The sequence below is a fragment of the Leifsonia shinshuensis genome, assembly GCF_014217625.1.
Lineage (GTDB): Bacteria > Actinomycetota > Actinomycetes > Actinomycetales > Microbacteriaceae > Leifsonia > Leifsonia shinshuensis_A.
The window spans coordinates 1,432,890-1,446,596 of record NZ_CP043641.1 but is presented as its reverse complement, the minus strand read 5'-3'; the positions used below and the strand labels follow the sequence as shown (position 1 = coordinate 1,446,596).

The window sequence follows — 13,707 nt, the reverse complement described above, 5'->3', positions numbered from 1 at the left end:
GGTCCTCCTACGCGTAACTGTGCAGCTCGGGGTCGCCGCCGGCGAGCTTGTCGTCGAGGCGGGCGGCGTCCTGCTCGGCGCGGCGGATGTCGGCCTCCGTGCGCTCCAGCGCGTGCCGGATCAGTTCGACCCGGGACTGCGCCTCGGCCAGCCGGGCGGAGCAGTCGGAGACGTTGCGGGTGCGCTGCCGCTCCAAATCCGCGACGCCCGCCCGCTCGAACGCGGCGAGCTCGTGCTCGAACACCTCGAGCGTCTCGACGTCCACGGCGCCGCGCATCCGGCGCAACCGCCAGAGCAGGCGTCGCCGGAGCCCGGCGGTGGATGGGATCCGGTAGTCGGTGAACCGGTCACGTTTACGCATCGAAGCTCCCCGGGTCGGTGGCTGGTCGGGTGGTGGGTGATGGTGGGGCGGCCAGTGTCGGGCCGTTGGTCGTCGGGCCGCCGGTCGCCGGGCCGCCCGCGAACGGCTGCACCGCGCCCGCGGGATGCCAGCGGTCCACGGAGGTCTCCCGCCCGGCGAGCGAGTCGGCGCGGCGCAGGGCCGGCGCCTGGACGCGGACGGGGCGCGGCGGCAACGCCCTCAGGTAGGCGCCCCAGTAGACGGCGATCTTCTCGTCCGAGCGGTCGAAGTGGCGGGTGGCGCGCAGGCGTGCTGCGGTGAAGCGGGCGTGGATCCGGGCGCCGAGCTGCTCCGATCGCGCGTTGCGGGCGGCGATGCGGCGGCGCAGGCGGCGCACCTCCTCGAACGCCACCCCCTCGCCCTCCGCGATGCGCGCGGCGGCGCGGTCGGCGGGGGTCAGGGCGTCCAGCCGCTCGTCGTAGGCGTCGAGGTCGGCGGCCAGCGCCTGGGACACCTCGTGCTGCTCCGCGAGGTCCCGCCTGCACCGGGCCAGGAAGCGCTGCTCCTCGCGGTGGGCGTACGCGTTCGCCCTCGCCTGGAGCGCTGCGACGGTCGGCGTCGGCTCGCCACCATAGTCGCGATCGCTGTTGTGGGGGTCGTCATCCGGATCGCCGAAGGCAGGACCGCCGCGCACGCTCGCCTCCGCCCCACGCGCGCGCACAGCCTCCGCATCCCGGCGCGCCCAGCGCACCAGTCTGCGTCGGGTGAGCGGTCCGACTCGGAGCGGTTGGGTCCCCATAGCGGGGGAGCGTACGAAGGGATGCTGAGCGCTGGCTACGTTTCCGGTGACGATGTGCCGTATGAGACCGAACCGTGATCATCGGCCAGGCCTGCCGGCGGCAGTAGCCGGCACCGCGGACAGGGCAGGATGCGCGGACAGGGCAGGATGCGCGGACAGGGCAGGATGGGGGGATGGAGACAGTGCTCGAACTGCGCGATGTGACCTTCCGGCGTGACGGGCGCCACATCCTCGAGGACATCGGGTTCGGTGTGCGGGCGGGGGAGCACTGGGCGCTGCTCGGCCCGAACGGCGCGGGGAAGAGCACCGTGCTCGGCTTCTGCGGCGCCGTCGCGTTCCCCACCAGCGGCACCGTCGACGTGCTCGGCCGCCGGCTCGGGCGGGTCGAGCTGCAGGAGCTCCGGCGGCACATCGGGCACGTGAATCCCCGGCATCCGGTCCGTTCGCCGCTCACCGTGACGGAGGTCGTCCTCACCGGCATCACCGGCACGCTCGAACCGCCGATGCGCTGGGAGCCCACCGCCGACGAGACGGCCCGCGCCCGCGAGCTGATCCGGACCATCGGTCTCGACGACCGTCGCGACGCCCGCTGGCCCACGCTGTCGCAGGGCGAACGCGGGCGCGCTCTCATCGCGCGGGCGCTCGTGTCCGAGCCGCACCTCCTGCTGCTGGACGAGCCCACGACCGGGCTGGACGTCGCCGCCCGCGAGCAGCTCCTCGAGACGATCGACGGGCTCTCGGTCGCGGTCCCCGACCTCGCCAGCGTGCTGGTCACGCACCACCTGGAGGAGCTGCCGGAGACGACCTCGCACGCCCTGCTGCTCTCGCACGGCCGCATCGTCGCTTCCGGGCCGATCGCGGAGGCCGTGACGACCGAGACGGTGAGCACCGCGTTCGAGCACCCGATCCGGGTGGAGCGCGAGGACGGGCGCTGGAGTGCGCGGGCGGTCCGCGGCGAACGGGTGCGCTGACCGGCGTCCCGCCTAGCGCAGCTCCAGCAGCAGCTCCTCCACCGGCCTCCCGGCGCCCGCCGCGTACGACGTCTCCCGGCCCGTCTCCACGAACCCGGCCCGCGCCAGGACCCGCTGCGATCCGATGTTGGCCGCGGCGACGCGCGCGTGCAGCGGCCGCGCCGGCTCCGCCGCGACGAGCAGGAGCAGCGCCGCCGTGGCGATGCCGTGGCCCCACAGCGGGCGGCGGATCCAGTAGGTGACCTCCCGGTCTCCGTCCAGCGTGAACGCCGCGACGGTCCCCGCGAAGCCGCCGTCGGCCTCCACCGCGCGCATCGTGATCGCCGGGTCGCTCAGGTGGCGGGCCCAGCGAGCGTCGAAGTCGGCCCGGTCGTCGGGGTCGGCGGCGGTGAACGCCGCCAACCGCACCGCCTCGCGGTCGCGCATCATCTCGAAGGCGGCGTCGGCGTCCGCGGCGGTCACCGGGCGCAGTCGCACATGCATGCCGCGATGCTAGCGGGGGCGGCCGCTAGACTCACACCCCGTGCCCCCTCTCGCGACCGCCGACGACGGTGCGCCGATCGCGTTCGAGGAGCGTGGCAGCGGCGTCCCGCTGCTCCTCATCGCGGGGCAGGCGACCGGGATGCACGGCTGGGGGCCGTTCGCGGACGCCCTCGCCGAGGACTTCCGGGTGATCGTGTTCGACCACCGCGGCATCGGCGACAGCGGCGAGGGCGACCCGGCCTCCTACAGCACGCGGCAGTTCGCCGACGACGCGCTCGCCGTGCTCGACGAAGCCGGCGTCTCGGCGGCGCACGTGCTCGGGCACTCGATGGGCGGCCGGGCTGCGCAGTGGCTGGCGGCCGAGCATCCCTCCCGGGTGCGCCGGCTGGTGCTCATCGGCACGACGGCGAGCGACCGGGCCGGCGGTGCCGGCTACCGGCGCGATCCGGCCGTCATCGGCGACCTGCTGAGCGGGGACCCGGAGCGGATGCTGCCGCTGTTCTTCGAGGCGGACTGGGCGCGGGCGCACCCGGAGGCCGTGGCCGGGTTCTTCGACCGCGTCGCGTCGCGGGCGGCGCTGCGCGGGCACTTCGCGGCAAGCCGCGACCACGACGCGCGGGAGGCGCTCGGCCGGATCCGCGCGGAGACGCTAGTGATCCACGGCAGCCAGGACGCGCTCACGCCGGTGGCGCACGCGCGACTGCTGGCCGCGGGGATCCCGGATGCCCGGATGCTGGAGCTGGACGCACGGCACGGGTTGCACCTGGACACGCCGGAGGTGCTGGACGCGGTCCGGGCCTTCCTCGGCGCGCACTGAGGGCGCTGTCCAGCACGCACCCTGCTCAGATGAGCAATTTTCACTTCCCCCTGGTGCCGACCCGTCCCGCAGGAGCATCCTTGCTCCCGTCGCCGTGCGTGCCCGGCCGCCGGCGGCCCTCACCAGAAAACGCAAGCACCCGAACAGGAGCACCGCTATGTCTCTCACCGAGACCGCCGTCTCGGATCGTTTCCGAGACCTCGCCGACCGGCTGACCGGCCGCGTCGTCACGCCCGCCGATCCCGACTGGGACGTCGAACGGCTCGGCTGGAACCTCGCAGCCGACCAGCGTCCGGAGGCCGTGGTCGTGCCGGCCGACGCCTCCGACATCGCGGTCGTCGTCGGATTCGCCCGCGACCTCGGCCTGCGCGTCGTGCCGCAGGGCACCGGCCACCTCGCGGCGCCGCTCGGGGACCTCTCCGGCGCCGTGCTGCTGCACACGTCGCGTCTGCGCGAGGTGGAGGTCGACGTCGCGGCCGCCCAGGTGCGCGCCGGCGCCGGCGTGTTGTGGGGCGAGGTCACCTCGGCCCTCGCGCCGCACGGACTCGCCGCCCTCGCCGGATCCTCGCCGGACGTCGGCGTGGCCGGCTACCTGCTCGGCGGCGGCTACAGCTGGATGGCCCGCGAGCGCGGCCTCGGCTGCTCGGCGGTCACCGCGATCGACGTGGTCACAGCGGACGGCCGGCAGCGGCACGTCACGGCCGACACCGAGCCCGACCTGTTCTGGGCGCTGCGCGGCGGCGGGGGCAACACCGCGATCGTGACGGCGCTCACGTTCGGCGTGTTCCCGGTCGTCACCGTCTACGCGGGGATGCTGCTCTACCCGATCGCGCGCGCCGGGGAGGTGCTGCGCGCCTACGAGGAGTGGACGCGCGACCTGACCGAGGCCGCGACGACCTGCGTCCGGCTGCTGCACGTCCCGCCGCTGCCGGACCTCCCCGACTTCCTGCGCGGTCAGGCCTTCGTCGGCGTGGACGGCGCGATCGACCTGCCCGAGGCGGAGGCGGCAGCAGTCCTGGAGCCGTTGCGGGCGCTCGGCCCGGCGATCGACACCTTCGGCGACCTCGCGGCCGCCCAGCTCGGGCTCGTGCACATGGACCCGCCGCAGCCGGTCCCTGCGATCGGCGACGGGCTGATCCTCGACGACCTCCCAGAGGCCGCGATCGAGGCGCTGCTCGCCGCTGCCGGCCCGGAGGCGCAGACCGCATTGCTCGCGATCGACCTGCGCCACCTCGGGGGCGCCGCCGGCCGGCCCGCCGAGCACGGCGGGGCCGTCGACCACCTGCCGGGGCGCTTCCTCGTCTATGCGGTCGGGATGCTGCCCGACCCGGCCCTCGCGCCGGTGCTGGAGGCCGAGGTGGCCGGGCTGCGCGCCGCACTGGAGCCGTGGGCGAGCGGGCGCGACTACTCCAACTTCCGCGAGGCCGCGGTCCCGCCGTCGCGGTTCTACGACACCGCGACGCTGGAGCGGCTGCGCGCGATCAAGCAGGCGTACGACCCTGAGCGGGTCATCCGCACCGCGCACGAGCTCGACTAGCGCCCTCGAGGGGCACGTAAACGCCCCGAAAACGCCTGATTGAGGGCGTTTACGTGCCCCTCGGCGCCGGCGACTAGCCGAACTGGCCGGAGCGGATCGCGTCGACGAACGTCGCGTAGTCCGCTTCGGATTGGTTCGCGTAGGCGTGCGCCCACTCGGCGACGGCGCGCACGAATGTGCCGCCCGTCCCCATGTAGCCGGCCGCGAACTGCGCCTTCGGCGAGCGCGCGTGCGCGCGGCCGAGGACGATCGCGCACGACTGCGCGTACTCGCCGAACTGGACGCGGTTCATGTCGGCGATCTCGAACGACGCGTTCCGATTGCGGAAGATGCGCATGTAGAAGCTGAGGTCCTCCACGTTCAAGTAGCCGAGGAACGGATCGGACACCGCCTGAAGGATGCGCTGGCAGCCGACCACCCGGTAGCCCTGATGAAGCGCCTCCAGCTCCGGGTCGAGGTAGCCGACGACCGGCACGACCCCGCCGTACTGCTGGACGACGGACCGGCTGGCCTCCTTGAGTTGCAGGATCTGCACGTCGCCCGTCGGATCCCCGAGCGCGATGATGAAGCAGCGGGTCCCGACGCTGCCGACGCCGACCACCCGGCGGGCGACATCGAGCACGGTGTACTGCGACAGCATCAGGGCGAGGTTCGTCGGCACGGTCCTGCGGTACGCCGCGAAGACCGAGTCGATGAGGGAGCGGATGTCCGGCTCCAGCCGGGTGAGCACGGGGGGGTTCTCGACGAACTGGACGCCTCCGTCGCCGCCCTCCTCGAGGGAGCGCCGGGCGACGCGCTCGCTGGTGCGCTTCTCCGACTCTTTGAGTGTGCGCTTGATCATGCGCTCGCTGTCCGGGCTGAGAATCTGCCGGTCGACCAAGCTGGTGGGCCGGAAGTACCGGCCGATGAGCGTCTGCTGGAGGGCGTTCCGCAACGAGTTGCGGTACATCGCGGCCGCCGAGATCACGATCGCGCGCAGATCGGAGCCGCCCATCCCGAGCGAACGCCCGGCGAGCACGACACTGGCCAGGAGGCGTTTGACATCCCACTCCCACGGGCCGACCGACGCCTCGTCGAAGTCGTTGATGTCGAACACCATCGCGCGCTCCGGCGACCGGTAGATGCCGAAGTTGCTCACGTGGGCGTCGCCGCAGATCACGACCTCGGCACCCGAGGTCGGAGCGCCACGCATATCGGCGGCCTGCAGAGCGGCGGTCCCGCGGTAGAACGCGAACGGATCGGTGCTCATCCGCTGCATGCGCAGCTGGACCAGGTTCGGGAGGCGGGACTCGTTCTGCTCGTGGAGGATGCCGAGCGGATCGCGTCCGGGCGGCGGCGTGTACTCCGCCTGCGCGGTTCGCGGCACCTGCGAGCGGGCAGCGCGCCCGGCGTCGTAGAGCTCGGTTTCGGTGAGCGGGGTCGCGATCGTCGTCATGACGCACCTCCTGGGCTGGCGCTCATGGTAGCTCCGCGGGCGGCGGGCGGGTAGAGAGTTTCCGTTAGGGTGGGCGCCGTGGATCACACCGACGCCGCCGACCGGGCCGACTGGATCGAGCACCGCAGGCACGACGGCGAGCGCGTCGGCTGGATCCGCATGACCGGCGACCTGTTCGTCCCCGTCGATCTCCTCGGGCGCGATCTGAGCGGGCCGGTCGGCTGGCTCGAGGCCGAGGAGACCCTGGAGGACGCGGGCATCGGCTACCTCGCCGAGCTGTACGAGCTGCGGCAGCCGGACGGCTCCTGGCTGCGGGTGCGGCTGGCGGAGGTCTCGCCCGAGCGGATCGTGGCGAAGAAGGACGACTTCGGCGCGGTCGGGGCGCCGCAGCTGTACTACCCGCTGCCGTTCCCGGCGCCAGAGAGCCTGCGCGTGCTGCGGCGCTGACCGCGCGGCCAGCTGCGGGTCTGGTGCCGTCGAACGCCCGCGGGCTACCATCGGGCAGATTTCCCGGGAGGGGGCTGCCATGGCGAGCAAGTGGGGCGCGGTCACGGTGCTGGCGTCGGCGCAGTTCGTGATGACGCTCGACAGCACCGTGATGAACGTCTCCATCTCGACCGTCGTCAAGGACCTGAACACCACCATCTCGGCCATGCAGGCCTGCATCACCTTCTACACGCTGACGATGGCGGCGTTCATGCTGCTCGGCGCGAAGCTCGGCGATGTGTGGGGGCGCCGGCGGGCGCTCGTGATCGGCTCGATCGTCTACGCGGTCGGCTCGGGCACGACGGCGCTCGCGCCGAACATCGTCGTCCTGTTCCTCGGCTGGTCGGTGGTCGAAGGGCTCGGGGCCGTGCTGGTCATCCCGGCGATCGCGGCGCTCATCGCGAACAACTACTCGGGGCACGCGCGGGTGACGGCGTTCGCCACGATCGGCGCCGCCTCCGGCGTGGCCGTCGCGGTCGGCCCGCTGATCGGCGGGTTCCTCACGACCTACGCCAGCTGGCGGTACGTGTTCGCGGGCGAGGTCGTCATCATGGCGATCGTGCTGCTGTTCCGCAACGTGGTGTCGGACACCGGCGAGCGCGCGCACATCCGCATCGACATGCTGTCGGTGCTGCTGTCAGCCGCCGCCCTCGTGCTCATCGTCTACGGCCTCCTGCAGACGAAGACGTGGGGCTGGATCCTGCCGACGCAGCAGGACATCACGGTCCTCGGGCTGTCCCCGGTCCCGTTCATCGTGGGCATCGGCGCCGTGCTGCTCTGGCTGTTCTTCCTGCGGCAGCGCCGGCTGATCCGGCTGGGGAGGCCTCCGCTGCTGAACACGGCCATCCTCCGCATCCGGCAGCTCCGCGCGGGCGTCGGGAGCCTGGGCATCCAGTACACGGTGACCGCGGGCCTGTTCTTCGTCGTGCCGATCTTCCTGCAGCTCTCCCTCGGTCTGGACGCGCTCTCGACGGGGTTGCGGATCTTCCCGCTGTCGGTCGCGCTCGTGCTGTTCTCCATCCTCGGGACGGCGCTCGCGCGGCGGCTCTCGCCCAAGCTGATCGCCCGGATCGGGCAGTACGGGCTGGTGCTGTCCAGCCTGGTGCTGCTCGGCTCGGTGGACACCAAACTGGACAACTGGATCTTCGGCACCGGGATGTTCCTGGCCGGCGCAGCGCTCGGGCTCCTCGCCTCCCAGCTCGGCAACGTCACGATGTCCGCGGTCGGGGAGGACGAGCTCAGCGAAGCCGGCGGAGTGCAGGGCGTCTACCAGAACCTGGGATCGTCCCTCGGCACGGCCCTGATCGGCTCGGTGATGATCGCGTCGCTCACCACGCTCTTCACCGGAGCCGTCGCGGCGAGCACCCTCCCGGACTCCGTGCAGCAGCAGATCGCGGCGGAGACGCAGGGCGGCGTCGCGGTCGTGCCCGTGTCGGACGTGCCGAAGATCGCGACGGACGCCGGTCTCAGCCAGGATCAGGCCAACGAGCTCTCGTCGCTGTACAGCGCGTCCCAGCTGGACGCGCTGCGGCTCTCGTTCGCGGCGCTGGCGATGGTCTCGCTCGGCGCGGTGTTCTTCTCGCGCAACCTGCCGTCGAGTGTGCTGGGGAAGCCGGAGGCCACGAACGAAGACGACAACGAGGACGCGCCGCCCACGACCGCGACCGCCTGACGGGTCTGGTGCCGCGCTCGCGCCCGGAGCTAGCATGCGGCCGTCGGCGCCCGGCGGCGCACGACAGGACGGGAGGTTACCGGCATGGAGGCGTTCCCCGACATCGCGGACCACGGTCTGATCGGTGACCTGCAGACCGTCGCGCTGGTCTCCACCGGCGGCTCCATCGACTGGTTCTGCGCCCCCCGGTTCGACTCGCCGACCATGTTCGCGTCGCTGCTCGACCGCGAGAAGGGCGGCTTCTTCCGCATCCACGCTCTGGCGGACGACGTGCGGATCCGGCAGATGTACTTCCCGCAGACCGCGGTGCTGATCACCCGGTTCATGTCGTCGAAGGGTGTCGGGGAGGTCATCGACTTCATGCCCGTCGCCGACGAGCCGCGCATCGCGACAGCCAGGCGCGTCATCGTTCGGGCGGTCCGGGTGGTGCGCGGCGAGCTGACCTTCCGGCTGGAGTGCCGGCCGCGGTTCGACTACGGCCGGAGCGCGCACACGGCCACGGCCTCCGAGAACGGCGTGCTGTTCGCCGACGACACGACCAGTGCCGCCCTGCACGGCGTGCCGGCCGACGCGCTCATGGACGGCGACGTCGACCTGGAGTTCGCGCTCGGCGCCGGCGACTTGCGCATCTTCGCGTTCGAGACCGAGCCGCGCGGCGAGCCCCGCGACATCGGCCGTGCGCGCGGCAACCGGCTGTTCCGCGAGACGGTCGCCTTCTGGCGGGACTGGGTCGGCCGCAGCGAGTACTCCGGCCGCTGGCGCGAGGACGTCGAGCGCTCCGCGATGGTGCTGAAGCTGCTCCAGTACGCGCCGAGCGGGGCGTTCGTCGCTGCGCCGACCGCCGCCCTGCCCGAGCAGCTCGGCGGCGTGCGCAACTGGGACTATCGATACACCTGGATCCGCGACGCCTCCTTCTCGGTCTACTCGCTGCTCGCGCTCGGCTACGAGGAGGAGGCCATCGCCTTCTCGCTGTGGACCGCCGACCGCGTCTCCGAGCAGGTGGGCGAGAGCTCCGGGCCGCTCAAGATCATGTACCGGATCGACGGCTCGTCCGACCTGGAGGAGCTGACCCTCGACCACTTCGAGGGCTATGCCGGCTCCACACCCGTGCACATCGGCAACGGGGCCGCCGACCAGCTCCAGCTCGACATCTACGGCGAGGCGATGGACGCGCTGTCGATCGCGGAGGACTACCGGCAGATCGGGCATCCCGGCTGGATGAAGCTCGTCGGCATCCTCGACTGGCTCGCCGACAACTGGGATCAGCCCGACGAGGGCGTCTGGGAGACCCGCGGAGGCCGCAAGGACTTCACCTACGGCCGGATCATGTGCTGGGTCGCCTTCGACCGCGCCATCACGATCGCCCGCGAGCGCAGCAGGCCGGCGCCGCTGGAACGCTGGATCACGACCCGCGACGCGATCTACGAGCAGGTCTTCACGAAATGCTGGAACCCGGAGCGGAAGGCGTTCACGCAGCATCCCGGCACCGACGTCGTGGACGCGATCACCCTGCTGATGCCGCTGGTCGGCATGATCTCGCCGCAGGACCCGATGTGGCTCTCCACGCTCGACGCGATCGGGGAGGAGCTGGTCACCGACAGCCTGGTCTACCGCTACAACCCGTCGGCGTCGCCGGACGGCCTGCCGGGCGAGGAGGGCACCTTCTCGCTCTGCTCGTTCTTCTACGTCTGCGCGCTGACCGACGCCGGCCGGTTGGACGAGGCGCAGTACGCGTTCGAGAAGATGCTCACCTACGGCAACCACGTCGGCCTGTTCGCCGAGGAGATCGACCCGGCCGGACTCCAGCTCGGCAACTTCCCGCAGGCGTTCACCCACCTCGCGCTGATCCGGGCGGCGATCGCCCTGGACGCCGCGCTCACCGCCCAGAACTCCAGTAACCGGAAGGCCGCACGATGATCCCGCTCACCATCGGCACCACCGTCGACGCCCCGGAGCGTCCCGCCGTCATCGACGGGTCGCGCTTCAACCGGCACACCTTCTGGTGCGGGCAGAGCGGCTCGGGCAAGACCTACGCGCTCGGGGTCGTGCTGGAGCAGCTGCTGCTGCAGACCGAGCTGCCGATGGCGGTGCTGGACCCGAACGCCGATTTCGTGCGGGTGTCGCGGACGCGGGAGGACGCCGCGCCCGACGAGCGCGAGCGGTTCGCCGGGTTCGACATCCGCGTCTTCCACTCCAGCACGCACACCGAGCCGCAGCTCCACGCCCGCTACGTCGACCTCAGCGTGCGGTCGCAGGCGGCGGTGGGGAGGCTGGACCCGATCGCCGACGAGGAGGAGTACAACGCGCTCCTGCACCTCGACAAGTCGCCAGGGCAGCACTTCGACAAGGCGCGCTTCCTGGAGGCGCTGGCCACCTCCGACGACCCGGCTCGACGGCGGCTCGGGATGCGGATCGACAACCTGGAGATCCTGAACTGGCCGCTCTGGTCGTTCGGTGGCGCGTCCGTCGTCGACACCATCGACGAGCGGCCGCGCGTCACCGTGCTCGACGTGGGCGGCTTCGCCCACCAGGCCGAGCCGCAGGCCGCCGCGCTGTGCGTGCTGGAGCACCTCTGGGAGAAGCGGATGGAGCGCCAGCCGCTGCTCATCGTCCTGGACGAGGCGCACAACTTCTGCCCGCCCGTTCCGCGGAACAGTGTGGAGGCGCAGCTCACCGAGCAGCTCATCCAGATCGCCGCGGAGGGCCGCAAGTTCGGGCTGTGGCTGTTCCTCTCCACGCAGCGGCCGACCAAGATCCACCCGAACGTGCTGTCGCAGTGCGACAACCTCGGCCTGATGCGGATGAACTCGCCGCGCGACCTGGACGAGATCGGCGACGTGTTCGGGTTCGTGCCGCCGCACGTGCTGGAGCAGTCGCCGACCTTCCGCAAGGGAGAGGCGCTCTTCGCGGGGGCGTTCTCGGACGAGCCGCAGCTGGTCCGGGTGGGCCGGCGCATCACCGTCGAGGGCGGCAGCGACCTGTCGGTCGAGCCGAGCACGGTCGAAGCCGGATAGCCGGAGCCGGAGACACAGGGAGGCACCATGAGTCAGCAGCAGACCCGGGAGGACGCCGCCGAGGCGCGCGGGATCATGAGCGACATCGTCCACGGCAGGCTCATGCACGCGCCAGCGACGATCGCCCAGTCCATCGAGGACTTCCACGACTCGTCCCAGGAGTGGCGGCGGCTCTTCTCGGAGCTGCTCGGCACGTTCTTCCTGGTGCTGGTGGCGGCGGGCGGCGGGATGATGGGCCAGGCGTTCCCGAACACCATCTCCCGCACTGCCGCCGTGACCGCGCCGGCGCTGATGGTGTTCGCGATCATCCTGTTCATGGGCAAGGTCTCCGGCGCCCACCTCAACCCGGCGGTCAGCGTGGCGTTCGCGCTGCGCGGCGACTTCCCGTGGGCGCGCGTGCCCGGCTACGTCCTCGTGCAGCTCGCCGGGGCGTCGCTGGCGGCGTGGTTCCTGGAAGGCGTCACCCACGTCTCCGCGCGCTACGGCTCGAACTACCCGGCGTCGGGCTTCTCGTCGTGGGACGCCCTGCTGATGGAGACCGTGCTCACCTTCGGACTGGTGAGCGTCATCCTCGGCACGGCCTCCGGAGCCCAGAACCTCGGCATCATCGGCGCGTTCGGCGTCGGCGCCTACATCGCGCTGGCCGGGCTGTGGGGGAGCCCGATCTCCGGCGCCTCGATGAACCCGGCGCGCACCTTCGGGCCGGACCTGGTGAGCGGCCACTGGGACGCGTATTGGGTCTACATCGTCGGCCCGGTCGCAGGCGCGGTGATCGCCGTCGGCGCGGCGTTCCTGCTGCGCGGCCGCGGGGGAGGCCTCGCGGGATCGGCGGCGGCGCAGGGCGGCCTGATGACGGAGGCGCGCTTCCCCGAACAGGACTGACGGCGCGCTCGCCCGCGGACCATGATGTCCTCATGGACTCGATGGACCTCAACTCGTCCGCGGCGCAGCCCGCCGACAGCGGCGTCCGGGTGCAGCGCGCACTGTGGCGGCACTGGGGCACGCCGGCCGGGATCTACGGCACCATTGTCTACGCGAGCGTGGTCGCCGCGAGCTCGGGCGGCGCGTCCGGCCGCTCCGACGCGCTGCACGTCCTGGTCTTCAGCCTGGTGAGCATCGTGGTCTTCTGGCTGGCGCACGTCTACTCGACGGCGCTGGGCTTCCACGCCGACGACGAGAGCGCCCGTGCCCGCATCGTCGACTCCCTCCGCCACGCCCTCTTCGAGTCGAGCGGGATGCTGGAGGCCGCGGTGGTGCCGAGCATCCCGCTGCTGCTGGCGGCGCTCGGCATCCTGCCGGCGGAGGTGGGGGTGCTGGTGTCGCTGTGGCTGACGGTGCTGCTGCTGGGGTTGCTGGGCTACCTGGTGTTCCTGATCCGCGGGCGGTCGGTGTGGGTGTGTCTGACCGGGGCGGTGGTGACAGGGTTGTTCGGGGTCGTGGTGATCGTGCTGAAGACGACGTTGCAGCATTAGGGCGTCTCAGAAGCTCCCGATCCCCTTCCCGACCAGCACCACCCCGATCACGAGCAGCAGCACCGCCATCACCGTCGCGTTGTTGGCCACCAGCCAGCCGCGCAGCGAATCCAGCGGTCCGCGCATCGCGTTCGCCGCCACCAGGTAGCCGATCACCGGGATGGCGACCGAGCTGGCCGCGACGAGCACGAAGATCACGATGACCACGGTCGCCGAGCCGGCGGAGAGCCCGGCCGTCCCGATCGCGACGCCCGCGCCGGCGGCCAGCAGGAGGTTCTTCGGGTTCACCGCGGCCAGGATGAAGGCGAGCACGAAGCCGCGGCCCGCGGTCATCGAGTCGATCGCGCTCATCCACTTCGGGAGGGCGGCCGTCTCGCCGGGCTTCGGCCGGGATCGCCACTGGCGGTAGGCGAGGAAGAGCAGACCCAGCCCGAGCAGGATCTTGACGGTGCCGGAGATCGGCTTGGCGGCGTTCGGATCGGCCGGCGGGATCAGCCCCGACAGCAGCGTGAAGACCACCACCGCCACGACGATGCCGAGCACCCAGCCGATCAGGAAGCCGACGCTCGTCCCGCGCGCCTTCGGCGAGAGCAGCATCAGGATCGCCGCGATGATCGGTATCGGGCTGATCGCGATGCCCAGCGCCAGTGGGAGGGTGTCCCCGATCGCACTCCCCATTCG

At 71.8% G+C, this 13,707-nt stretch carries 14 protein-coding genes; 9 read left to right on the top strand and 5 right to left on the bottom strand.

The window, feature by feature from the left end; genetic code table 11:
- Nucleotides 1-7: 7 nt before the first annotated feature.
- Together F1C12_RS07015 and F1C12_RS07010 are read right to left on the bottom strand one after the other, a co-directional pair.
- Nucleotides 8-361: a hypothetical protein gene (locus F1C12_RS07015; RefSeq protein ID WP_185278071.1), complete on the bottom strand. Its 354-nt coding sequence runs from the start codon at nucleotides 359-361 to the stop codon at nucleotides 8-10.
- Nucleotides 354-1,139: a hypothetical protein gene (locus tag F1C12_RS07010; protein WP_185278070.1), complete on the bottom strand. Its 786-nt coding sequence runs from the start codon at nucleotides 1,137-1,139 to the stop codon at nucleotides 354-356. The genes F1C12_RS07015 and F1C12_RS07010 overlap by 8 nt, the downstream gene beginning before the upstream one ends.
- 173 nt (nucleotides 1,140-1,312) lie before the next feature.
- Between F1C12_RS07010 and F1C12_RS07005 the strand changes: the two genes are divergently transcribed.
- Nucleotides 1,313-2,110 (top strand): ABC transporter ATP-binding protein, encoded by a 798-nt coding sequence (locus F1C12_RS07005; protein WP_185278069.1) that lies wholly within the window; start codon nucleotides 1,313-1,315, stop codon nucleotides 2,108-2,110.
- A gap of 12 nt (nucleotides 2,111-2,122) precedes the next feature.
- On the opposite strand, the gene F1C12_RS07000 is transcribed toward F1C12_RS07005, so the two are convergent.
- Nucleotides 2,123-2,593, bottom strand: a complete 471-nt coding sequence (locus F1C12_RS07000) for a GNAT family N-acetyltransferase (RefSeq protein WP_185278068.1) — start codon at nucleotides 2,591-2,593, stop codon at nucleotides 2,123-2,125.
- A gap of 40 nt (nucleotides 2,594-2,633) precedes the next feature.
- On the opposite strand from F1C12_RS07000, the gene F1C12_RS06995 reads away from it, so the two are divergent.
- Both F1C12_RS06995 and F1C12_RS06990 read left to right on the top strand, forming a co-directional pair.
- The gene (locus F1C12_RS06995) at nucleotides 2,634-3,410 is read left to right on the top strand and encodes an alpha/beta fold hydrolase (protein ID WP_185278067.1); all 777 of its coding nucleotides are present in this window, start codon (nucleotides 2,634-2,636) and stop codon (nucleotides 3,408-3,410) included.
- 157 nt (nucleotides 3,411-3,567) lie between these two features.
- Entirely contained in the window at nucleotides 3,568-4,947 is a 1,380-nt protein-coding gene (locus tag F1C12_RS06990; RefSeq protein WP_185278066.1) for an FAD-binding oxidoreductase, read from the top strand.
- A gap of 73 nt (nucleotides 4,948-5,020) precedes the next feature.
- Here F1C12_RS06990 and F1C12_RS06985 read toward each other — a convergent pair whose 3' ends face one another.
- A complete protein-coding gene (locus F1C12_RS06985; protein ID WP_185278065.1) occupies nucleotides 5,021-6,382 on the bottom strand; it encodes a DUF2252 domain-containing protein in 1,362 nt (453 codons plus the stop codon).
- A 78-nt stretch (nucleotides 6,383-6,460) separates the two neighbouring features.
- Between F1C12_RS06985 and F1C12_RS06980 the strand changes: the two genes are divergently transcribed.
- The 6 genes from F1C12_RS06980 (at nucleotide 6,461) to F1C12_RS06955 (ending at nucleotide 13,026) form a co-directional block, all read left to right on the top strand.
- Nucleotides 6,461-6,829 carry a hypothetical protein gene (locus F1C12_RS06980; protein WP_185278064.1) on the top strand — a complete coding sequence of 123 codons (369 nt, stop codon included), beginning with the start codon at nucleotides 6,461-6,463 and terminating at the stop codon, nucleotides 6,827-6,829.
- 79 nt (nucleotides 6,830-6,908) lie between these two features.
- On the top strand, nucleotides 6,909-8,540 hold the full coding sequence (locus F1C12_RS06975; RefSeq protein WP_185278063.1) for an MFS transporter: 1,632 nt from the start codon (nucleotides 6,909-6,911) through the stop codon (nucleotides 8,538-8,540).
- Between the two features lie 84 nt (nucleotides 8,541-8,624).
- The gene (locus tag F1C12_RS06970; RefSeq protein ID WP_185278062.1) at nucleotides 8,625-10,457 is read left to right on the top strand and encodes a glycoside hydrolase family 15 protein; all 1,833 of its coding nucleotides are present in this window, start codon (nucleotides 8,625-8,627) and stop codon (nucleotides 10,455-10,457) included.
- Nucleotides 10,454-11,554: an ATP-binding protein gene (locus tag F1C12_RS06965; protein WP_185278061.1), complete on the top strand. Its 1,101-nt coding sequence runs from the start codon at nucleotides 10,454-10,456 to the stop codon at nucleotides 11,552-11,554. The genes F1C12_RS06970 and F1C12_RS06965 overlap by 4 nt, the downstream gene beginning before the upstream one ends.
- A 27-nt stretch (nucleotides 11,555-11,581) precedes the next feature.
- Entirely contained in the window at nucleotides 11,582-12,436 is an 855-nt protein-coding gene (locus F1C12_RS06960) for an MIP/aquaporin family protein (RefSeq protein WP_185278060.1), read from the top strand.
- Nucleotides 12,437-12,468: 32 nt separating this feature from the next.
- Entirely contained in the window at nucleotides 12,469-13,026 is a 558-nt protein-coding gene (locus F1C12_RS06955; RefSeq protein ID WP_185278059.1) for a hypothetical protein, read from the top strand.
- A gap of 6 nt (nucleotides 13,027-13,032) precedes the next feature.
- On the opposite strand, the gene F1C12_RS06950 is transcribed toward F1C12_RS06955, so the two are convergent.
- Complete coding sequence (locus F1C12_RS06950; RefSeq protein ID WP_185278058.1) at nucleotides 13,033-13,704, bottom strand: GAP family protein; 672 nt, start codon at nucleotides 13,702-13,704, stop codon at nucleotides 13,033-13,035.
- Nucleotides 13,705-13,707 lie beyond the last annotated feature (3 nt).